At 61.0% G+C, this 21,309-nt stretch carries 24 protein-coding genes; 4 read left to right on the top strand and 20 right to left on the bottom strand.

Annotation, left to right across the window (positions count from 1 at the left end; translation table 11 throughout):
- Window positions 1–82: 82 nt before the first annotated feature.
- From ACI3L3_RS06785 to ACI3L3_RS06715, 15 genes are all read right to left on the bottom strand, one after another.
- Window positions 83–310 carry a rubredoxin gene (locus tag ACI3L3_RS06785; RefSeq protein ID WP_404844356.1) on the bottom strand — a complete coding sequence of 76 codons (228 nt, stop codon included), beginning with the start codon at window positions 308–310 and terminating at the stop codon, window positions 83–85.
- A 716-nt stretch (window positions 311–1,026) separates the two neighbouring features.
- The gene (gene pal, locus ACI3L3_RS06780) at window positions 1,027–1,563 is read right to left on the bottom strand and encodes a peptidoglycan-associated lipoprotein Pal (RefSeq protein ID WP_404844355.1); all 537 of its coding nucleotides are present in this window, start codon (window positions 1,561–1,563) and stop codon (window positions 1,027–1,029) included.
- Between the two features lie 188 nt (window positions 1,564–1,751).
- Window positions 1,752–3,074 (bottom strand): translocation protein TolB, encoded by a 1,323-nt coding sequence (locus ACI3L3_RS06775; RefSeq protein WP_404844354.1) that lies wholly within the window; start codon window positions 3,072–3,074, stop codon window positions 1,752–1,754.
- Between the two features lies 1 nt (window position 3,075).
- A complete protein-coding gene (locus ACI3L3_RS06770; protein WP_404844353.1) occupies window positions 3,076–3,930 on the bottom strand; it encodes an energy transducer TonB in 855 nt (284 codons plus the stop codon).
- A gap of 15 nt (window positions 3,931–3,945) precedes the next feature.
- Window positions 3,946–4,380 (bottom strand): protein TolR, encoded by a 435-nt coding sequence (gene tolR, locus ACI3L3_RS06765; RefSeq protein ID WP_404844352.1) that lies wholly within the window; start codon window positions 4,378–4,380, stop codon window positions 3,946–3,948.
- Window positions 4,367–5,104 carry a MotA/TolQ/ExbB proton channel family protein gene (locus ACI3L3_RS06760; protein WP_404844351.1) on the bottom strand — a complete coding sequence of 246 codons (738 nt, stop codon included), beginning with the start codon at window positions 5,102–5,104 and terminating at the stop codon, window positions 4,367–4,369. The genes tolR and ACI3L3_RS06760 overlap by 14 nt, the downstream gene beginning before the upstream one ends.
- A 136-nt stretch (window positions 5,105–5,240) precedes the next feature.
- Window positions 5,241–6,014, bottom strand: coding sequence for an SIR2 family NAD-dependent protein deacylase (locus ACI3L3_RS06755; RefSeq protein WP_404844350.1), 774 nt, complete (start codon window positions 6,012–6,014; stop codon window positions 5,241–5,243).
- The gene (locus ACI3L3_RS06750; protein ID WP_404844349.1) at window positions 6,011–6,670 is read right to left on the bottom strand and encodes a histidinol phosphate phosphatase domain-containing protein; all 660 of its coding nucleotides are present in this window, start codon (window positions 6,668–6,670) and stop codon (window positions 6,011–6,013) included. The genes ACI3L3_RS06755 and ACI3L3_RS06750 overlap by 4 nt, the downstream gene beginning before the upstream one ends.
- Before the next feature lie 150 nt (window positions 6,671–6,820).
- On the bottom strand, window positions 6,821–7,315 hold the full coding sequence (locus ACI3L3_RS06745; protein ID WP_404844348.1) for a bifunctional nuclease family protein: 495 nt from the start codon (window positions 7,313–7,315) through the stop codon (window positions 6,821–6,823).
- Complete coding sequence (gene miaB, locus ACI3L3_RS06740) at window positions 7,309–8,676, bottom strand: tRNA (N6-isopentenyl adenosine(37)-C2)-methylthiotransferase MiaB (RefSeq protein WP_404844347.1); 1,368 nt, start codon at window positions 8,674–8,676, stop codon at window positions 7,309–7,311. The genes ACI3L3_RS06745 and miaB overlap by 7 nt, the downstream gene beginning before the upstream one ends.
- Window positions 8,677–8,927: 251 nt before the next feature.
- Window positions 8,928–9,524, bottom strand: a complete 597-nt coding sequence (locus ACI3L3_RS06735; RefSeq protein ID WP_404844346.1) for an adenylyl-sulfate kinase — start codon at window positions 9,522–9,524, stop codon at window positions 8,928–8,930.
- Between the two features lie 2 nt (window positions 9,525–9,526).
- Window positions 9,527–10,612 carry a phosphotransferase family protein gene (locus ACI3L3_RS06730; protein WP_404844345.1) on the bottom strand — a complete coding sequence of 362 codons (1,086 nt, stop codon included), beginning with the start codon at window positions 10,610–10,612 and terminating at the stop codon, window positions 9,527–9,529.
- Window positions 10,613–10,751: 139 nt separating this feature from the next.
- Window positions 10,752–11,690, bottom strand: a complete 939-nt coding sequence (locus ACI3L3_RS06725) for a carbohydrate kinase family protein (protein ID WP_404844344.1) — start codon at window positions 11,688–11,690, stop codon at window positions 10,752–10,754.
- Window positions 11,691–11,700: 10 nt separating this feature from the next.
- A complete protein-coding gene (cutA, locus tag ACI3L3_RS06720; RefSeq protein ID WP_404844343.1) occupies window positions 11,701–12,033 on the bottom strand; it encodes a divalent-cation tolerance protein CutA in 333 nt (110 codons plus the stop codon).
- A 311-nt stretch (window positions 12,034–12,344) separates the two neighbouring features.
- Window positions 12,345–12,497 (bottom strand): hypothetical protein, encoded by a 153-nt coding sequence (locus tag ACI3L3_RS06715; protein ID WP_404844342.1) that lies wholly within the window; start codon window positions 12,495–12,497, stop codon window positions 12,345–12,347.
- A 50-nt stretch (window positions 12,498–12,547) separates the two neighbouring features.
- Here ACI3L3_RS06715 and upp point away from each other — a divergent pair, with 50 nt between their 5' ends.
- From upp to ACI3L3_RS06695, 4 genes are all read left to right on the top strand, one after another.
- Entirely contained in the window at window positions 12,548–13,174 is a 627-nt protein-coding gene (gene upp / locus ACI3L3_RS06710) for a uracil phosphoribosyltransferase (RefSeq protein ID WP_404844341.1), read from the top strand.
- A 60-nt stretch (window positions 13,175–13,234) separates the two neighbouring features.
- A complete protein-coding gene (locus ACI3L3_RS06705; protein ID WP_404844340.1) occupies window positions 13,235–14,467 on the top strand; it encodes a uracil-xanthine permease family protein in 1,233 nt (410 codons plus the stop codon).
- A gap of 13 nt (window positions 14,468–14,480) precedes the next feature.
- Window positions 14,481–15,494, top strand: coding sequence for a GDP-mannose 4,6-dehydratase (locus tag ACI3L3_RS06700; protein WP_404844339.1), 1,014 nt, complete (start codon window positions 14,481–14,483; stop codon window positions 15,492–15,494).
- 512 nt (window positions 15,495–16,006) lie between these two features.
- The gene (locus tag ACI3L3_RS06695) at window positions 16,007–17,845 is read left to right on the top strand and encodes a bifunctional homocysteine S-methyltransferase/methylenetetrahydrofolate reductase (protein ID WP_404844338.1); all 1,839 of its coding nucleotides are present in this window, start codon (window positions 16,007–16,009) and stop codon (window positions 17,843–17,845) included.
- A gap of 92 nt (window positions 17,846–17,937) precedes the next feature.
- On the opposite strand, the gene ACI3L3_RS06690 is transcribed toward ACI3L3_RS06695, so the two are convergent.
- The 5 genes from ACI3L3_RS06690 to tatC all read right to left on the bottom strand — a co-directional run bounded on the left by ACI3L3_RS06690 (window position 17,938) and on the right by tatC (window position 21,309).
- On the bottom strand, window positions 17,938–18,150 hold the full coding sequence (locus tag ACI3L3_RS06690) for a heavy-metal-associated domain-containing protein (protein ID WP_404844337.1): 213 nt from the start codon (window positions 18,148–18,150) through the stop codon (window positions 17,938–17,940).
- A 20-nt stretch (window positions 18,151–18,170) separates the two neighbouring features.
- Window positions 18,171–18,905, bottom strand: a complete 735-nt coding sequence (gene hisA, locus ACI3L3_RS06685; protein ID WP_404844336.1) for a 1-(5-phosphoribosyl)-5-[(5-phosphoribosylamino)methylideneamino]imidazole-4-carboxamide isomerase — start codon at window positions 18,903–18,905, stop codon at window positions 18,171–18,173.
- Window positions 18,902–19,552, bottom strand: a complete 651-nt coding sequence (locus ACI3L3_RS06680; RefSeq protein ID WP_404844335.1) for a hypothetical protein — start codon at window positions 19,550–19,552, stop codon at window positions 18,902–18,904. Before ACI3L3_RS06680 ends, hisA begins: the two co-directional genes overlap by 4 nt.
- Entirely contained in the window at window positions 19,552–20,139 is a 588-nt protein-coding gene (hisB, locus tag ACI3L3_RS06675) for an imidazoleglycerol-phosphate dehydratase HisB (protein ID WP_404844334.1), read from the bottom strand. The genes ACI3L3_RS06680 and hisB overlap by 1 nt, the downstream gene beginning before the upstream one ends.
- A 219-nt stretch (window positions 20,140–20,358) precedes the next feature.
- Entirely contained in the window at window positions 20,359–21,309 is a 951-nt protein-coding gene (gene tatC, locus ACI3L3_RS06670; protein WP_404844333.1) for a twin-arginine translocase subunit TatC, read from the bottom strand.

The raw sequence follows: 21,309 nt of genomic DNA, 5'->3' as shown, positions 1-21,309 counted from the left end.
AGCGGCCGCATCCCCATAAGAGGATGCGGCCGCTTTTTGTGTGATGCCCGAACAACCGGGACAGGAGGACACACAAATTCAGCTACTGCTCAGTAGGCAGTTCACATTCGGTAGAGCCGTCCGCTCCCGGCCCCGCCATAGGACGAAAACACTTTTTGGTGCCACCACAGATGGGGCAACGCCACGTATCCGGCAAGTCCCTAAACTGCGTTCCCTTAGGGATCTTGCCCTTCCGGTCTCCCCTGTCAGGGTCATACACATACCCGCAATTCACCGTCTGGCAACGGTACATCTCTTCAGGCTGCGCCATAATCGCCTCCCCACGCTCATGTTGTCGCTAATAACTATCTTTACTATTTAGGAACGTGTGGTGCAAGAAAAAAACGCTGCCACACAGGTTATGGAAATTTGGGCATGTGGCGGCGTTGAGGATGAGCGTATTTATGCTCCGCAGGCTTAAGGATTTCATCCTTAAGAATCCTCCTTATACGCCACGCTCCTCACCACCCACACGGCTGCAATCACGCCCCCACGCCAGCCACGCCATCACGGGCCACTCACCCCACGCCCGGCATGGCCTACACCCCTTTTTTGGGGCTGGCTTCCAGCCACAAAACCTTGGGATTTTTTAGGGCGAAGCCCTTAAACCAGCGGAGCTAACCTCTTGAACCCGGCATTACAACCACGTCGGCCATGCCACCCGTTTTATGCTCCGCAGGCTTAAGGATTTCATCCTTAAGAATCCTCCTTATACGCCACGCCCCTCAGCACCCGCACGGCCGCAATCACGCCCCCACGCCTGCCACGCCATCACGGGCCACTCACCCCACGCCCGGCATGGCCTACACCCTTTTTTGGGGCTGGCTTCCAGCCACAAAAACCTCGGGATTCTTAAGGGGTCGCACCCCTTAAGTCGCCGAAGGCAACCTCTTGAACCAGGCGTAACGACCACGTCGGCCACAAAAAAACGCCGCCGGTTTTCACCGGCGGCGTTTTTAACGTCGTATCTACCGTACTTGTCGCGTCTTACTTGAAGAGCTTGAACTCGTCGCGACGGTTCATGGCCCATGCGGTCTCGTTGTTTTCGTCGACTGCGGGGCGCTCTTCGCCGTAGGAAACGACCTTGAGGCGGGAGGAAGGCACGCCGAGCACTACGAGGAATTCGTAGGCGGCGCGGGCGCGGCGTTCGCCGAGGGCGAGGTTGTATTCTTCGGTGCCGCGGTTATCGCAATGTCCCTCAATGAGGAGCTTCCAAGAGCTGTACTTCTTCAGCAGTTCGGCCTTGGCGGTCAGCAGTTTCTTTGCTTCGGGCTTCAGGTCGTACTTGTCGAAGTCGAAGTAGATCTTGTTGCCGGTGATCGCCTGTTCGGCGGCCACCATGGCCTGCTTTTCGGCAGCCAGTTCCTGCTCTTTGATGCGCTGTGCATCATCAGCGGAGCTGGAGTCTGCGGGCTGGGTTGCAGCGGGTGCGGGTTCTGCGCTCATCTGCTTCTTGGCACAGCCGGTGCCAAGGGCCAGAACAAAGGCCATCATGACCATAACCACCAGGAGTTTCGTTCTCATTACATCCTCCTCGATCAGATTCAGGGACTTTACTCCTAAAAAAGGAAAAACCTTTGCGTCGTCATCAGGTGCGAAGGGCGCACGCGGCCCTCGACTTTTTCAGGTCTACCCCGCCATAATACGAAAATCAACAAAAGAACAAGTCATTTCTTGAGAGTTACAATGGTGTCAACGCCTTGGCGCGGGCATTATTCACCGTATCTCGGGCCGAACACTGGATGCGTTGCCGCACCGTCACCTGTGGGCAACAGTTTGGGCTGCGCACCATGCCGCGTGGTAAGATACAGTTTATACTCTCCTGACCTGTTTGATGCAAAGCAGATGAAGTACCCGTCGGGGGAAAATGCGGGTTCCTCATCGCTACCGGGACCGAAGGTCAGCTGACGTTCCTTTCCGGACTGCATGTCATGCAGAAAGATGCGGTGCCCTTCCGGTGTACGGCGGGAAAAGACAATTAGCTTTCCATCGGGGCTGATGGACGGGCTGGTGTTGTATTTGCCGTCGTAGGTCACGCGGGTGACTTTACCAGACTCCATATCCTTCACAAAGATGTGCGGGTTGCCGCGACGGTCCGAGGTGAAGGCCATGGTGGAATAGTCCTTGGTGAAGCATGGCGACACATCGATGGACCAGTTTTGCACCAGCGTTTTATGAATGCGCCGCAGGTCGCGCGTCAGCTCGTAGATTTCCATATTGCCGCGCGTCAGGGCCACGACCACCCGGTCGTCCTTGCTGAACGCGGTACCGCCGATGGTGGTGCCGGGGAGCTTGGACCGGAAGATGCGGTTCTCCTTGGAGTCCCAAATGCCGAGGGTGTGGTCGTGGTCGCTGTGATGGGCAAAGGCGAGATAGCGGCCCGTGTGGGACCACGCCGGACTGATGCTGGCGCCGTGCAGATAGGTCACCTGCCGCAGTTCGCGTCCCTGCGGGGTGACGGTCCAAATCTGCCTGTTGCCGTCCTTGCCGGTCTTGGAGAAGGCGATGATGGAACGGAAATACTCATCACGCCCGGTGAGGGCTTCCATAAACGCGGCGCAAAACAGGTCCGCCACACGGGAGATGTTCTTTTCGTTAACGCCGGAGTAGGCCTTGCCCACCACGAGGCGGGAGGTGAAGGTCTCGTACACCCGGCACTCAAGGCGGCTGCCGCCTTGGCCATTGGGCTTCCAGCCCGTGGTCATGACAAGGTCAACCTTGCTGAGCTGAAAGCGCTTAAAGTCGATGCCGCTGCGGGAGACTCCGGCAAGCTGAACGCCGCCAAGGACGTCCGTGGGCGCAACTTCGCGGATGAAGGGCAAAAAGGAGAAGTTCTGGCTCACCAGCTGCCCGAAGGTGGGAGCAAGGGCCGGAACGGGCGCGGCGTCGAGGCCTTTTGGCGCGGCCTGCGCAAGGTTCACGCGGCTCTGGCCGGGACCGTAGATATCGATAGTCAGCGCCTCGGACGCCCACGCGGTTGCCGAAAGGCAAACGGCGAGGACGACGGCGAGGGCCAACGTCTGAAGTATTCTCATATCACTGCATGTCCTGAAGATTGAAGTTGATGCGAATCTGCCGGACGGTGCCGGGCGGGGGCGGCAGTTGCCGCGTTTCCTGCACGGCCTTCATGACCGAGGAATCAAAATCGGGGCGTCCGGACGTCGCCAACAGGCGCGACTCCGTAATGCTCCCCTCGGGACCTACACGCAGATACACCGTCGCCACAAGGGCCGCATCCACAGGAATGGACGGAAAGCGCCAATTCTCGCGAATGATGGCCTTCACCTGCGCGGCGTAGATTTCCTCCAAACCGGCGGAGACGCCCTCTTCGCTTTCGCCGCCGGCGCCGTCGGCCTGGGTGGCGTCCTGTTTGGCAACCTGCTCACGCAGGGCCGCCAGTTCGCGCTCCACGGTTTTTCGCTGGAGGTGCTCCTTCCATTGCACGTCCTTTTTGGCCTGTGCAAGGGCTTCGTTCAGCAAGTCCTGCCGGGACTTCTGGGGCTTTTCCGGAGCTTTTTCCTTAGGCTTCGGTTCTGGCTTTGGTTTTGGTTTCGGCTTGGGGGCCGGTTTCGGCTTTGGCTTTTCCGGGGCTTTTTTAGCCTCGGGCTTTGGCTTCGGCTTCTCCACCTTGGCGGCAATTTCGTTGGCCTGCGGCTTGGGTTTGGGCTGGGGCTTCGGCGCAGGTTTGGCCTTTGGGGGCGGAGCGGGCTTGGCGGCGGCCTTGGGTTTTGGCACGGCCACACCCTTTTTGGGCGCCAGCTTCACGAGGTCCACCTGATAGACGGGCACATCCAGATTCACCTTCATGGGCGAAGGCGTGGCCAGATATACCGCCATAAGCAAGATGCCCCCGTGAAGGGCTATGGAAAGAATCCAACTGAGCAGTCGCATAGTGCGCGGCCTAGACTACTTCTCGCCCGGCCGCGCAGGCCGGGTGTCTTCGGGCTCCGCCACGACGCCGAGGCGGTCAATCCCTGCGGATTTCACCTCGCCCATCACGCCGACCACCACGCCGTAGGCCACGGCCTTGTCGGCGCGGATGTAGAGGAACTTGTTCTCGGCCTTGACCAGCCGCTGAAGGTGCCCGCCCAGTTCGCCCTGCGGCACCTTGTACTCGTCCAGATAGATGGTCCCATCCGCACGGATGGTCAGCACCATGTGGTCCTTGTCTTTCGGCAGGGTCCGCACGGTTTTGGTCTGCGGCAGGTCCACCTCCAGCCCCTGCGTCATCAGCGGCGCGGTGACCATAAAGATAATAAGCAGAACCAGCATGACGTCCACAAAGGGCGTCACGTTGATTTCCGCAATGAATCCCCTTTTGTGGGGATTAAAGTCCGCCATTGTCCTCACTCCTCCTGCGCTGCTGGGGCGCATCCACCGTATCGCCGGACAGCTCGCGCTGAACGGTGTTCAGGAACGCACCGGCGAAGTTCACCAGTTCCGTTTCGATGGATTGCAACATGCCAAGGAAGAAGTTGTAGGCGATGGTCGCCGGAATGGCGACGGCCAGCCCAACGGCCGTGGCGATGAGCGCCTCGGAGATGCCCGGAGCCACAGCGGCGAGGGCCGCCGTCTTCATCTGGCCGATGGAATGGAAGGAATGCATGATGCCCCACACGGTACCAAACAGCCCGATAAAGGGCGCGGAGTTGCCGCATGTGGCCAAAAAGGACAGGGACCGCGACAATCCGCCAAGCTGGGAGCTGACGCCCTGCCTCAGGGCGCGGCGCAGGTTGTCGATGACCACGTCGAGATTCTTGCAGGTGAGCAGGCCGGAGCTTTCCAGCCGCCGCAGTTCGTTCATGGCGCTGACGCCGGAACGGTAGACGGGCGAGGTCTGGTCGCGGCCAAGGGCGCGCATGCCCTCGCCAAGGTCACTTGCGCCGACAAACTTCGTATAATCCTGCCGGGCGCGGCTGCGTGCCTGCGCCAACACAAACACCTTGAACAATATGATGCTCCAGCTCACCAGAGACATGCAAACGAGCAGTCCGAGCACGAACTTCACCGTCAGCGTCGCGTGGGAAAGCAGAGCAATGACACCGGTCTGCGGTAACATCTCCATATCGGGGTATCCTCGTATCGTGAAAAGTCGATCCGGACGCGCGAGACGCGCCACGGCATCCATAATCCGGGCGGGCTTCCGGCCCGGACACACTAGCGTAAAATCACTGTAGTTTAAACCCTACTGGTGGGGCATATCAGGAAACGGCGCAATCATAAAGAAGCGGCAGAACCTCTTGCGCCGGGGCGTCAAAGCGCACATCGGGGAGCGCCCCGTAGGCCGTGGGGCCAAGGTTCACCTCAATAACCGCCCCGCCCGCGTTCTTGACGCGGTAGGGGAACGTATTCGCGGGCATCACATCGCCGGAGGTGCCAATGACCAGGATACAGTCCGCCGCGGCAATAAGCGCCTCGGCCCGCCGCCGGGGCTGGCTTGGAATCCCCTCGCCAAAGAACACCACATCCGGGCGCACCACGCCGCCGCAGGACGGACACGTCGGCACGCCAACGCCGCCCAGCGCGGCAAGATTCACGGCCTCGTACGGGCGCGCGCAGCGCATGCAATGAAAGCGGTCCGCGCTGCCGTGAAACTCCACAACCTCGCGCGAACCGGCGCGCTGGTGCAGACTGTCGATATTCTGGGTGATGATGCCGGTGAGAAGGCCCGCGCGCTCCATGTCCGCAAGGGCGGTGTGCGCGGGATTGGGCGACGCCGCGCTAAACATGCCGTGCGCCTCGTGCATGAAGGCCCACACGTCCTCCGGCGCGGTGCGCAGCGCCTGAAGGCTAGCGACCTTTTGCGGGTCGTAGCGCGACCACAGGCCGCCGGGGCTGCGAAAATCCGGAATACCGCTGGGCACGGAGATGCCCGCGCCGGTAAACGCAACAGCGGCGCGAGCTTCCCGCAGAAGCTGCGCCGCCGTTAAAATGTCATCCTGATTGAGCCGCGAGGCCCGTTTCTTCCGGCTCACCGCCCGCCTCCGATAAGCGAGGAGATAATGCGCCGGGACGCAGCCTCTGCCGCGCGGTATTCCTCCACGCTCAGGCCCGCGCCAAGGGCGATGCTCCGCCGCATTTCCTCGCCCACAAGGTCGCCCGGTTCGTGGGCGTCGTTGTTGATGACAAGGGTTGCGCCGTACTCGCGGGCAAGGGCCGCAACATGACCATTGGTCAGGCTGTGCCCCTTGCGGGTGGTAATCTCCAGCGCCACGCCCTTCTCAACCGCAAGGCGAACCTCTTCGGGCGTAATAAGGCCCGGATGCGCCAGCACGTCCACACCGGCTTCAATGGCGGCAAGGTTGGTGCCCTGCTCCACTGGCTCGGCAATGGTTTCGCCGTGGGCCACCACGATGTCCGCGCCAAGCTCGCGGGCGCGGGCCACGGTGTCCGGGATGAGTCCCGGCGGAACATGCGTGACCTCCACCCCGCAGAACAGATCAATCCCGGCATAGGGGGAATAGCTCTCGGTAACGCGGCGGACGTTGGTGATGATGAATTCCAGATTGGAGGCATCGGCGTGGTCGGTCATGGCAAGGGCCTTATATCCGGCCACGCGGGCACGGCGCGCAAGCTCCGCAGGGATGAGCGCGCCGTCACTAAAGACGGTATGCGTATGCAGATCTATCATCGGGTCAGGTTCCTTTGGTCGTTGGCCGATGCCATCCGTTTGCGGTGGCGGGGCGAGATACACTGTGCCCAGCGCGCACCCGCAGGCATGCGGCCCGAGAAGACAGGCTCAGGCTATTGCGTCACATAACGCGGAGACGTGGTGACGGTGTCACATCTTGTACTTGGTGTCATCCTCGGAAAATCGCTCCAGAATCTCGCTCCACTTGTCGGAGTCTTCCGTGGAGAAGATGGGGCCTTCTCCGGTGCGCACCTCGGTGCTGACTTCGTCAAGGATGGCCTGCGCCACAAAAATGGGACACCCAGCGCGCAGGGCAAGAGCCACCGCGTCCGAAGGGCGGCTGTCTATACGCCGCTCCTCGCCTTTCATATCCACCACAATTTCCGCATAGTAGGTTCCGCTGTCGAGACGGGTCACATCCACACGCTGGATGAGTCCGCCCATACCGTTGGTCATGTTGAGGAGGAGGTCGTGGGTCATCGGACGCGGCAGATGCACCTCGTTCAGGGCAAGGGATATGGCCATGGCTTCCATGGCTCCTATCCAGATGGGGAGCGTTTTGGTCTCCTCCAAATCCTTGAGCACGAGGACGGGCACCTGCGCTGTTTCATCCAGCGCCAAACCGACTACCTTCATCTCTACCATGGTTCCCCCACCGCTTTTCCCCACAGGGAATGTTTCTTGGCCGTTTCGATCCGCACGCGAACCAACTTTCCGGCCAAATCGCCCGCTTCCTCCGGCCAAAGGAAGTTGACGACGCGCCCGTGGCGGTCGCGGCCACGCCAGGAGATGTCCTCTCCTGCGCCCTGCACCTTGCTGCGCGATTCAACCAGCACCTCGGCCTCGCGCCCCACGCTGGCGGCCAGCGCCTTGGCGGTCAACTCCTCCTGCAAAGACTGCAACTGGATAAGACGCTCCCCCTTCACGGCTCGGTCGATTTTGAAGGGCATCTTCTCGGCGCGGGTTCCGGGGCGGTCCGAGTACATGAACGAAAAGCTCGACTCGAAGCCCACCCGCTCCACGGCGTCCAGCGTCTGGCGGAAGTCCTCGTCCGTCTCGCCGGGGAAACCGACGATAAGGTCCGTGGTGAGCGCAATATCGGGACACGCCGCACGCAGTCCCTCAACAAGGCCCATGTAGCGCTGCATATCGTAGCCACGACCCATAGCTTTCAATACAGTATCTGAACCTGCCTGCATCGGCAAATGCAGCGAGGGACAAAGTGCGTCCAACCGGCCAAAGGCCTCAATAACCTCCGGGGCAATATCCTTGGGGTGCGAGGTGGTAAACCGCAGGCGCGTCAACCCCTCAATGCCCGCCACCTGCTCCAAAAGCTGGGCAAAGCTGGTGCCGTCGCCGTGCTTGTCCAGCCCGAAGCTGTTCACGTTCTGCCCCAGCAAAGTAATTTCGCGCACGCCGCGCTGGACAAGGGCGCGGCACTCCGCCACCACATCCGCCGCCTGACGCGACTTCTGGCGTCCGCGCACGTAGGGAACAATGCAGTACGCGCAGAAATTATCGCACCCCTTCATAATGTTCACAAACGCCTGCCCCGGCAGGTGCGACACCGGGCCGTCCTCGGGCAGCACGGCGTCCTGCGCCGGGTAGCCGTCCTCAAAGTCCAGCAGCGCGGTGCGGCCCTCGCCGTGTTCGGCCAAGCGGTCAAGCTCCTCGGGCACGCGTCCGGTCTGATCCGTGCCGAACACAAGGCGCACATACGGGTAGCGCGCAAGGAAATTGCGCCCAATCTGCTGCGCCACACAGCCGCCCACGGCCACAAAGCGGTCCGGGTGCGCCTCCATAATCGCCTTCAGGCGGCCAAGCAGGCTGTAGACCTTCTGCTCCGGCTTCTCGCGCACACTGCACGTATTCACCACGATAACCTGCGCCTCGCCCTCGGGAGCCTCGGTCCATCCCCGCGCGGTCAGGGCGCGCGATAACCACTCGGAATCGTGGACATTCATCTGGCATCCAAAGGTCATCACATGAAAGGTCTTGCTGCTCATATCATATATCCTTGAGGCGGCGATGGCTCGCCGGTGGAAGTCGTCTTGGGCGCGACAGCCGCGCCGAGGGTTCGTGCTTATGAAAAACTGCCGCCGTTGGCAAATCCGCAGCGGCATCTCCTCCCCTTCCAGTGGGACATGCGCCCGGCCGTTTTGCCCGCGCGCAGCGCCAAACGCCAAGCGCAAACCAGCCGCCGAAAGCGCCAAGGCTTCCGACGGCCAGTCTCCATTTATCGCGTCAATACAGCCGCCTACAAGGAACGCAGCCACTCCCGGACAAAAGCCATGGTCCGGCGGCGGGTTTCCTCCTTTGGGATGTCGTCGTTGGCGATGATGAACTCTGCGCGAGGGTTTTCCTCAAAGGGCACATCCACGCCAATGACCTCGCCAAGGCCTTCGACCTCTTCGCCTGTTTCCTTGCGGCGCAGGGCCTTTTCGTACAGCCCTGCCATCACCAGCCCGGCGGGACGTCCCGCTTCGCGCTGCATGGCATTGTCCAGGGTGCACTGCACATGCACCTCGGCAAAGTTGGGAATAAGCTGGCGGGCGTAGTCGCGCATGGCCACCTGATAGGCGGAGCCGTCCATGACGACGTTGACGCCGTTTTCCACCATCTGCGCGGCCTCCTCGGCAAACATGCGGTAGGCGGCTTCGCGCTCCTGCGCCGTATACTGTGGACGCGGGAAATACACCTTGCGGCGGGCATCCATTTGCAGCCACTGCACGGCGTAGCCCTCCTTGCGCAGGTCATCCACAATACCGCGGGCAAGGTTGGACTTTCCCGACCCCGGCAGGCCCACAACCCATATCGCCCAGCACGTCTGCCCGCATGCGCCAGCTCCGCTCATGGCTACTCCATATACTTATTGATATTGCGCCAATCAAAGGTGTCGTCCTCCAGCACATTTTCAATGAGCCGGAACAGACCACGCCTCACCGCAATGGGATGGTCAGGATACCACTCCGGGGACGCCACGACGAGAGCGCGGAACACATAAAACGGCGCAATGACCTCCAGCATCTGCCTGTCGCCGGTTTCCTCCAGATAGGTGTCCCACAGCGTTCGGTACAGCTTTTCAAACGCACCGGACAGGCGCGGCGTGTCGTACAGACCAAAGAGCAGATAGTTCAGCGTCATGGTCGCCACATCGTCGGCGGGGTCGCCCCACTCGCCGCGGCTGCGGTCCAGTACGCCAAAACTCGGCGGCTCGCCGTCCTGCACCAGCACATTCCACGGGTGGAAGTCGCCATGCACCTCGGCCAGCCGGTCCGTATAGCCGCGCAGCTTCCAGCGCCAGTCAATCAGCCGCTTTTCCAGCGCCACAAAGCGCTCCGGCGGGAACTCCGAATACGGATGCGGATAGCCGTCCGCGATGCCAAAAATGCACTCGCAGTCGCCCACAAGGTTGCGGATGCGGCGGATGTAGAGGTCGGGGTCATCGTTTTTGCGGGAATGGATGCGGGCCAGCCAAAGGGCGAACTCGCGGGCGAGATGTTCATCCTGCGGGCGGAAGTCGCCCTCGCGGATGCGGTAGAGGTCGAGGAAATAGTCCCGCCCCTGAATCTTTTCGTTGATGATGAAGAATTCCTGTGGGTCCGTCACGGGCACCATGTGCCCCGAGGTATCCACATAGCCAAGGCCCAGCGGGCGGACGTGGCGCTCCATCTTTGGCCCGGCGGCATGCTGAAAGAGCAAAACGCGCGCCCTGTCCCAGTAGCCCTGATGGCCGTAGCGGTCGCCGCGCATCATGGACAGCACGGCCTGCCGCGTTTCGCCGTTTTCCTCCCAACTGACAAGCAGGGGCTTGCCGTAGCCAAAGTCCTTCATGCCCTGCTCGTCCAGCGAACCGATTTCCCCTACGCCAGTCAGCTTCACACCAGAACCAAAGGTGTCGCGCAGGTAGCGTTCAACGGCTTCCAGAGTCAGTTCGATCATGTGGCCTCCCGTTTTCAACCGGCAGCCCACAGCGGGATGCCGGAGTGTTCGGCGGGGACTGACGGCCACGCGGAGGCCTTGGCACTTCTGGCCGCTGGGCGGCGCCGGCCCCCGCACTGGGCGGGGGCCGTTGGTCCGCTTAGTCCGTCTGTCCGAAATTCTTCCTATAGTGCTCCCAGAACTCCTCTTCTGTAAAGGAATGTTCCTGCGTTCCCATGCACTCAATGCACCACGTGGCGCAGCATGCGCCTATACGGGCGGCTTCCGGCAGGTCCTTGCCCATGGTGATGCCCTTGAGCAGTCCCGCGCGGAAGGCGTCGCCAGCGCCGGTGGGGTCCACCACTTCGCCGACGGACGCGGCACGGATTTCCGTCACATCGGACGTCTCATGCACAGTGCAGCCCTTTTCGCCAAGCGTTGTGATGATATTCTCCGTGCGGTTCATCAGCTGGTCCAGAGACAGGTCCGTGGCACGCAGAATCATTTCCAGCTCGTAGTCATTGGACACCAAAATCCACGAGCCGGTGATGGCTTCCAGCAGCTTCTCGCCGGGGATGGCGGTGATGTTCTGGCCCGGATCAAAGATGTAGCGCATGCCCATCTCGCGGAACTTCTTCGCAAGGCCGATGGTGTCCTCGTGGTTGCCGGGGGCGATGATGGCGATGTCCTTTTCCGGGTCCGCGCTGGAGAAATCATACTCGCAGGGGAAGCCCATGGCGCCGGGGTTGAAGCAGGTAATCTGGTTGTCGGCAAGGTCGGAGGTGATGTGGCAGTTGGCCGTCAGGGCCTCGTCCACGATGCGGATGCCTTCGGTCGTCAGATCAAGGGCCTTCAGCCGCTCTTCATATCGACCAAAGTCGTCACGCCCCGCAGACGAGACGATGACCGGCTTCTCGCCCAGCAGCGACATGCTGTAGGCAATGTTGCCCGCGGTGCCGCCAAAGCGCTCCTTAAGGCCGTTGCCAACGAAGCACACGTTCAGGATGTGCAGCTTGTCGGGCAGGATGTGGTCCGAGAATTTGCCGGGGTAGGTCATGATGCGGTCAAAGGCCAGAGAGCCGAAGACGAAGGTCTGCATGTATTCTCCTCTAGGATGGTGTTGAGTCCGGGGTTGTGGATTCCGCAATCCAGCCGAGGAATTGCGGATCACCCGCCGCCACGGGCATGGCAATGATGCACGGCGTGTCATAGGAGTGCACCTCGCGCACGGCGCGGGCCAGCTCCTCGAAACGGGAGCGCCGGGTTTTGGCGATGAACGCGGTTTCACCCTCGTCTTGCACCGCGCCGTCCCACCAGAACATGGACTGAATGGTCCCAAGGATGTTCACGCAGGCGGCAAGGCGGCGCTCCACGAGCACCGCGCCGATACGGCGGGCTTCTTCCGCGTCCGAAGCAGTCATGTAGACAAGAATCGTGTCCATGTAAAATCCTCACAACGTTGCAGGTTTTTCAATATTTTCCGCCACGGGCACCAGCGGGGGCAGACGCACCGGGGACTTTCCCGCATGCACCACCCGCCACACCGCATGTGGAGCAATCCCCGAAATATCATTTTTTCGGCTGCTGACGGGCCGCACAGCGCGAGCGCAGCACCACTCGCCCACGGCACGTAAACGTGGTATCCAAGGGACCACATCACAGATGTCAGCCGCCGCAAGAGCGATTGGTTCACTGCATCAGCAGGGGGAGGCTCCATGTTTCCGCTCCACACCACATCCCACCGGCAGACGCCTTACACGCCGCCGCCACGCTGCCGCACACCAAGTGGCGGATTCTTCCACTTCACCGCGACGCTTTGCTTTTTCCGCGAGAGGCCAATGCTGGCGCGCATTTTGGCTTGACCTTGCAAACCTTTGCGGGTAAGGACGACAAGATTTTGCGCCACGCATTTTCCACGTCATAAAACAACCCCACAAATCAAGCCTAGGAGATACCATGGCAGTTCATGTTGTGGACCACCCGCTGGTCCGGCATAAGCTCGGCCTGCTGAGACAGGTCGGCCTGAGCACAAAGGATTTTCGCGCCCTTTCCAACGAAGTTGCACGTCTGCTCACCTACGAGGCCACGCAGGATCTCGAAACCGAGCTGGCCACCATCGAAGGCTGGGCCGGTCCCACTCAGGCGGACTCCATCAAGGGCAAGACCCTGACCGTTGTGCCCATCCTGCGCGCCGGTATCGGCATGCTGGACGGCGTGCTGGACATGGTGCCCGGCGCCAAGGTCAGCGTTGTCGGCCTGTTCCGTAACGAGGAAACCCTCGAACCCGTCGAATACTACACCAAGCTCGCCAACAAGATCGAAGACCGCATGGCCCTTATTCTGGACCCCATGCTGGCCACCGGCGGCACCCTCATCGCCACCATCGACATCCTGAAGAAGGCTGGCTGCAAGAACATCCGCGGCATCTTCCTCGTGGCCGCGCCCGAAGGCCTGGAGCGCCTGCACGAAAAGCACCCCGACGTGGAAGTCTACACCGCCAGCGTGGACGAGCGCCTCGACGAAAACGGCTACATCCTGCCCGGTCTTGGTGACGCGGGAGACAAGATCTTCGGCACCAAGTAGTGCCGCACCTGTCCCCAACGACATCATATAACCATACAGCATAGCAAGAAGGAGAAGGATATGGCCGCGACGGATTATGCATTCCGCCTGAAAGACAGCCTCATCGGCGCGCAGATGCTCTTTGTGGCGTTTGGCGCCTTGGTGCTGGTTCCCCTGCTCACAGGGCTTGACCCCAACGTGGCCATGTTCACGGCCGGTGCCGGAACGCTGCTGTTCCAGTTTGTCACCAAACGCAGTGTGCCCATTTTTCTGGCATCCTCCTTCGCCTTCATCGCGCCCATCATCTACGGCGTGGAAACATGGGGCATCCCCGCGACAATGAGCGGCCTTGCCGCAGCCGGCGTCTTTTACGTCCTGCTGTCCGCCCTCATCAAGTTCCGCGGCGCGGGCATTTTGCACCGCGTGCTGCCCCCCATCGTCACCGGCCCGGTTATCATGGTCATCGGCCTACTGCTCGCCAAGACAGCCATCTTCATGGCCGTCGGCAAGTCCGGCGACGGCTCCTTGGAGCTTATCCCCCGCGACACCGCGCTGACCGTGTCCATGATTTCCCTCGCCGTGACGATTCTGGTCTCCCTGCTGGGACGAGGCTTCTTTAAGCTCATCCCCATCCTGTGCGGCATCGTCTCCGGCTACATCGTCAGCCTGTTCTTCGGCATTGTGGATTTCTCCGCCGTTGCCGACGCCCCGTGGCTGGCCGTGCCGAGCTTCGTCACACCTGAGTTCAACATCGAAGCCATCCTGTTCATCGTGCCCGTGGCCATCGCCCCGGCCATTGAACACTTTGGCGACGTGCTGGCCATCAGCTCAGTCACCGGAAAGGACTACATCAAAAGCCCCGGCGTTCACCGCACCATGCTGGGCGATGGTCTGGCAACCGCGCTGGCCTCCTGTCTCGGCGGTCCGCCGAACACCACCTACTCCGAGGTCACCGGCGCCGTTGCACTCACCAAGTCCTTCAACCCCGGCGTGATGACATGGGCCGCACTGACGGCCATCGTTCTCGCCTTTGTGGGCAAGCTGGGCGCAGTGCTGCACACCATCCCCACCCCGGTCATGGGCGGCATCATGATTCTGCTCTTCGGCGCTATCTCCGTTGTTGGCATGAACGCCCTCGTCAAAGCAGGCGACGACCTCATGGAACCCCGCAACATGGCCATTGTGGCCGTTATTCTCGTGTTCGGCATCGGCGGAATGAGCTTCGGCGTCGCCAAAGTCACCTTGACAGGCATCGGACTCTCAGGTGTCATCGGCGTCGTTTTGAACCTCGTTCTTCCACAGACCAAGCACTAGGCGGAATGATTCCATGCAGTTCTACAAAGGCAAAAAGGTCATGGTCACCGGCGGCTGCGGCTTCATCGGCTCCAACCTCGTCATCCGACTGGTTGAAGCCGGGGCCGACGTCACCGTTGTGGACTCCATGATCGACGAATACGGCGGCAACCTGCACAATATCGCTCCGGTTAAGGACGATATCCGGCTCAATATCTCGGACGTGCGCGACCGGGTCGCCATGCAGTACCTCATCCGCGGGCAGGAGTTTATCTTCAACCTCGCCGGACAGGTCAGCCATATCGACTCTATGCACGATCCCTACACGGACCTTGAGATCAACGCCAAGGCCCAGTTGGGCGTGCTGGAAGCCTGCCGCTACTACAACCGCGATGCCAGACTGGTGCTCACCAGCACCCGCCAAATCTACGGCAAACCGCACTACATGCCCGTTGACGAAAACCACCCCCTCGACCCCGTGGACGTCAACGGCATCAACTGCATTGCCGGCGAATGGTACCACCTGCTCTACAACAAAGTGTACGGCATCCCCGCCGCCGTGCTGCGGCTGACCAACACCTACGGGCCGCGTCAGCTGCTCAAGCACAACCGGCAGGGCTTCCTCGGCTGGTTCATCCGACTCGTTGCCGAAGATAAGCAAATCCAGCTCTACGGCGACGGCGCACAGCGCCGCGATATGAACTACGTGGACGACGTCGTCGACGCCATCCTCACCGCAGGAAAAGACAACCGCGCCGCAGGACAGGTCTACAACCTCGCCGGCGATGAGCCTATCAGCCTCAAGGAAATCTGCGAGAAAATGATCGCCACCGCTGGCAAAGGCAGCTTCAAGCTCGTCCCCTGGCCAGAAGAAAAGAAGAAGATCGACATCGGCGACTTCTACGGCGACTGCTCAAAGATTACCAATGACCTCGGCTGGGTACCCAAGGTCTCCATCGACGAAGGCCTCAAAAAAACCTTCGACTACTACGAGACCTGCCTCAACGAATATATCAAGGACAGCGGCGAACATACCCTCAAGCCCTAAACAGCTTGCAAAGGACGCCCTCCCTGAATCGATATGCTCACCAAAGCGGCCACCCAACACGGGTGGCCGCTTTTTTTGGGGCCTGCGGCCAGCATGGCGAAGAGAGAAGAGAGCCTCCGGCGGGTTAAGGAAATAATTTCCTTAACAATCCTTAGAATTTTCAGAAGCGGAAGCCGCTCCTGAAAATACGGGTCGTGGCTGGTGAACTGAGGAAGGAAACAGTGGCGCGCCCTTTTCCGGCTCAATACCCCGGCGAGGAAGGCCTCGAGTGACAGCATACAAAGCACGCCGCATCTCCACCCCACGAACTCGTCTTTTCGGGGCGGCTTCCGCCCCGAAAAGTATGGGGATTCTCAAGGGAATCATTCCCTTGAGCCGCCGGAGGCCCTCTTTTCTCTTCTCTTTCCCAGCCGCCGGAGGCATCCCCACCTACCAGCGCCGCTGTGCTATCTTGACAAGACATAGCCACGCGGTCAGTCTTTGTGGCCCCGCATTTGGGGAAAGGGAAAACCATGCAACGCGATTTTTTACAAGAACTTGCACGCCGCCGCATTGTGGCGGATGGCGCGATGGGGTCGCGCATCCACGAGAAGGGTGTAGGCGCGGAGTCGTGCTACGACGAATTGAACGTAACCCAGCCGGAGCTGATCATTGCCATCCATGATGAGTACTTGCGTGCTGGGGCGGAGCTTATTGAAACGAACACGTTTGGCGCCAATGAGCTGAAGCTGGAGCGCTTTGGCCTTGCGGACAAGCTGCACCTGATCAACCGGCGCGGCGCGGAGATTGCGCGTACGTGCGCCGGAGACAGTGCATGGGTTGGCGGCTCCATGGGGCCGCTGGGCCGCCTTGAGGACATGCCCTCACCCGAGCGCATCGGCGAAATGTACACGGCGCAGGCCTTGGCGCTGGCCGAGGGCGGCGCGGACGTAATGGTCCTGGAGACCTTCTCGCGTCTGGACATGCTGCTGCCTGCGGTCACGGCCGTAAAACGCGCTACAAACCTCCCTGTAGTCGCGCAGATGGTCTTTACGAGCCAGGGTGGCTCCTTTAGCGGAAAAACGCCTGAGGAATGCCTGCGCGCCCTTGTTGAGGCCGGTGCGGACGTGGTTGGCATCAACTGCGGCACGGGGCCGCTTGGCGTACTGGAAACCTTGCGCCGCGTGGGCGATCCGGGCGCTCTGCTGTCGGTCTTCCCGAACTCCGGCTACCCGGAGCGCTCCGGGGACAGGCTGCTGTACGGGAGTGCTCCGGACTACTTTGCGGAGACGGTCATGCGCTGCGCCGAGCTTGGCGCGCGCCTGCTGGGTGGCTGCTGCGGCACGACGCCGGAGCATATTGCCGCACTGCGCCGTCTGTTGGATGCGGCGGAACCTGCGTCGACGGCAACGCCCAAGGCCACGCCCCGTGTCGGCGAATCGCAGACGCAGGACGCCGCTCCGCGTTCGTTGCCGCCGACGCTGTTGAGCCAAAAGCTGGGGCGGAAAAAGATGGTACTGGTGGAGCTTGACCCACCAAAGCATCTCGACGTGTCGCAGGCCTTGGAGGCGGCGGACGCCATAGCCAGCGCGGGCGCGGACGCCATCACCATCGCGGAAAATCCGCTGGCGGTGCCTCGACTGTCGAACACCATCCTTGCGGGCATGATACGCCGCCGCACGGGGTGTGAGGTAATTGTGCACCTGACAGGCCGCGACAGAAACCTCATTGGCATGCAGGCCACGCTGATGGGGCTGGCCGTGGATGGGCTGTCCAATGTGCTGGCCGTGACGGGCGACCCGCCGCCTGCCGGCGCAGACGATGTGGTAAAGGGCGTGTTTGACGTGCGCTCCTTTGACCTCATCAGCCTGACGAAAACCTTTAATGAGGGCGTGAACCACCACGGCGATTCCATGCGCCTAAAGGCGAACTTCTGCACGGGCGCGGCGTATAACCCGAATACGCGCAACAAGGCGCTTCAGGTGCGGCGCATGGAGCGCAAGATTGAGTGCGGGGCCGAGTACTTCCTGACGCAGCCGGTGTACACGCGCGAAGCCATTGACGAGGTGCGCGAACTCACGGCGCATATCACGGTGCCCATTTTCCTTGGGATTATGCCGCTTGTCAGCTCGCGCAATGCGGAGTTTTTGCACAACGAGTTTCCGGGCATCAGCATCCCGGACGACACCCGCCGCCGCATGCGCGAGGCAGGCGACAACGGCGCGGCCGTGGGGACGGAAATTGCGTGGGAACTGATGGAGTACGCGTGGCCGCACTTCTCGGGCATATACATCATGCCCCCGTTCAACCGCTACGCCATTGCCCGCGACCTGATGCAGCGCCTGCACGATGGCGGCTACTGGACGCCGTAGGCTCACGCAAAAACGCGTTGACCGCAGAACGCAAAACCGCCCCGGAAGGTATGACCTTCCGGGGCGGTTCGCTTTTGAGGCGATGGTGAGGGCTAGTCTGCCGTCGCGCCCGGCTCAAAGCCAATGGCGGAGATGGCGTCCTTCACCTTCTGCATGTCGACGGGGCTATCCTCCTCAAAGGTCGCCTTGGCGTCTTCGAGGCTGACGTTCAGGTCCTTCACACCGGGCACCTTGTTCAGTGCGTCGGTGACGGAAGCAACACAATGCTGGCAGCTCATGCCTTTGACTTCAATGCTCTTGGACATAGTTCACTCCTTGAGTGGTTTTACGCGCTCTGGGCGTCGATCCATTCGTGGGCCTCGGCGAGATCAAGGGTGCCTTCGTACACGGCCTTCCCTGTGATGGCTCCTTCGAGGCCCTGCCTACAGAGGGGGTAAAGAGCGCGAATGTCGTCCATGGTGGCGACGCCGCCGGCGGCGACAACGGGGAGCCTCGTCGCTTCGCAGAGCTTGGCGAGGGCGTCCACGTTCACGCCGGACTGCATGCCGTCGCGGCTGATGTCGGTGTAAATGATAAAGCTGGTCCCCTGCTCTTCAAGGCGGGGGATGACGTCAAACACGGTGTAGCCGGAATCCTCCACCCAGCCCTTGGTCTTGAGCTTGCCGTCCACGGCGTCGAGGGAGACGCCGATGCGGCCGGGGAAGGCGGCGCACAGCTCGCCGTAGAGGTCCGGGTCCTCAAGGGCCATGGTGCCGATGATAAGCCGGGACACACCGGCCTCAAGGTAGGCCGCGGCGGTCTTGATATCCCGAATGCCGCCGCCAAGCTGCACGGGGATGTCCAGCTTGGAGCAGATGGTGGAGATTTGCTCGTAGTTGGCGGGGTGGCCGTCAAAAGCGCCGTCGAGATCGACGATATGCAGATAGCGCGCGCCGTGTTCCAGCCAATGCATGGCGGCGTCCACGGGGCTGTCGTTAAAGACGGTGACCTTGTCGGCCAACCCTTGCTTCAAACGGACGCACTTGCCGTCCTTGATGTCGACTGCGGGAAAAACGATCACAATCCGAGCTCCTTCACGCCACGGCTGATGCCTTCGCGGGCCAATTCAGTTGCCGTGATCCACTTGCCTTTACGTTTGACGAACTTGTCCGCTTCCAAAATATTCTCAGTGAGCGAGAGCTGCTCCTCGTCGAAATGATACCGCGCCGCAATGGTGCCCGCGTTCACGTCCACAAGGAAAAGGTCCAGAACAACAGCGGCGGGCTCACGGACGGCCACTTCACTGCCGTCGCGCTCCTGCCAGTAGAGGAGCTGAGGGACCAGCAGGTAATCCACGCCAAGGCACATACCAACGCCCACCCACTGGTCCAAAGACGCGGTGGCGCGCACGCTGGCCAGGCGGGAAATAACGATGTGCGTGCACCGCAAGGCCGCGCCAGGCGGCACATAGTCCGTGGTTCCACTTTTCGCGAGGGCTTCTCGCAGTTGCATATCCAACCCTTCAAGCACCTCGGTCTTTACGGGCTTGGCATTCTCGGGAATGTAGCCCGCCAGCAGTTCACTGGATGTTTCGGGCTGGTTGAAGAAGACCACGCCAATATACCCTTGCGGGCCTTCCACCGGGACATTAGCCCGCTGGCAACCGGCGCAAAGAAGCACGGCAAAAGCTGCAATCATCAAGAAATAGAGTGACTTCCGCGTCTTCATTAGTCTAGCCTCCCTTTTGTGCTCAGCACCCCACTGCGCTCGCACGAGGCCGCCTGACGAAACGCCAGACCAAAGCCCTTGCAGGCAGATTCCAAAAGATGATGGGCATTGCGGCCATACAGGAACTGCATGTGAAGATTCAGGCCCGCGCGGAATGCAACGGACTTGAAGAATTCGCGCCAGACGTCCTTTTCCTCGCCAGCGACGAGGTCCGGGACAACGGCGTCGTCGTAGACCAAATAGGCGCGTCCTGAGATGTCGAGGTCCACCTGCGTGATGGCCTCGTCCATGGGCACACGGGCGTTGCCCACGCGGGCGATGCCTTCCTTGGAGCCAATGGCGTCGGCAATGGCCGCGCCAAGGCACAGGCCGACATCTTCAAGGCTATGGTGCGCGTCAATATGTGTGTCGCCCTCGCATTTGAGGGTCAAATCCCACCCGGCCCAAAAGGTCATAAGGGTGAGCATATGGTCTGCAAAGCCAATTCCGGTGGCAATGTCCGTGGTTCCGCTGCCGTCGAGGGTCAGCGAAAGGGTGATGTCCGTCTCGCGAGTGGTGCGCGTAATCTGCGCGGTGCGCAGTGCCATGAGCGTCTCCGTTTCATGTGGTGTTCAAGGGAGTTACCAAACCCTATCCTGCACCCAGTAGCATGCCCGTTTTCCCCTGCGAGGTCAAAGCGAGATGCACAAAACAGCCCCTCAGGCCAGCACTTTGCAGTCACGCGCAAAAAGCGCCCCCTCCCGGTGGGAGGGGGCGCGTCAAGGTCGCTTGGGCCATCTGGGCGCGACGAGGCACACCCGGCGGCGCTAGGATTCGGATTCGGCGGCCTGCTGCTTTCTGGGCTCGGCCTTGCCAAACATCCACGCCACAACAATGCCCAGCTCATACAGAATGATGAGCGGTCCGGCCATGAAGCACTGGGACACGATGTCCGGCGGCGTCAGCACTGCGGAGGTGACGAAGGCCACCAGCACAAAGTACTTGCGCTTTTCGCGCAGCCACTTGGATGACACCATGCCAAGGCGGGCGAGGAAGAAAATGAACAGCGGCAGCTCAAAGGCCACACCAAAGGCCACGAGCAGCTTCAAACTGAAGGACAGGTACTCCTTCAGGCTCGGCAGCGGCTTGATGAGTTCCGTCTCAAAGCCCATGAAGAATTCAAAGGCGATGGGGAACACCACAAAGTAGCCGAAGCATGCGCCGGCTGTGAAGAAAATTGCGGAAAAGAGCGCGACGGGTATGCCCCAGCGCCGCTCCTCCTTGTACAATCCGGGCGCGATGAAGGCCCAAATCTGATAAAAGAGGTACGGACTGGTCAAAAACAGTCCGGCAAATGCCGAAAGCTTGATGTACGTGAAGAAGCCTTCCGGCAAGCCCGTGAAAATAAGGGTGGAGCCTTCGGGCAGGATGGGCTTGAGCGGCATCAGCAGATAGTCGAAAATCTGCTCGGCAAAGCCATAGCACGCAAAAAGCCCCACGATAACGGCAATGACGCACCGCGTCAGCCGAATGCGAAGCTCCTCCAGATGGTCCAACAGGCCCATCTCCACAAGCTCGTCGTCCTCAGCACCCTCTTCTGCGGCGTCGTCAGCAGCATCTGCGGCCTGAGCGTCCTCGCTTGCGGCGTCAGCGTCGGCTGTGGATTCGGTTGTGGTGTCGTCGTCTTCGGGGAGTTCCGCGGAGGGGTCGCCGTCGTCCTGACCATCCACGGGCAGATTCTGGTCCAAATCTTCAGGCTTGCGATCGTTCTCGCTCAT

This window comes from Desulfobaculum sp. SPO524 (genome assembly GCF_044987625.1).
GTDB lineage: Bacteria > Desulfobacterota > Desulfovibrionia > Desulfovibrionales > Desulfovibrionaceae > Desulfobaculum.
Note: the sequence above shows the minus strand (reverse complement) of the source record. Positions and strands in the feature narration are given on the sequence as shown.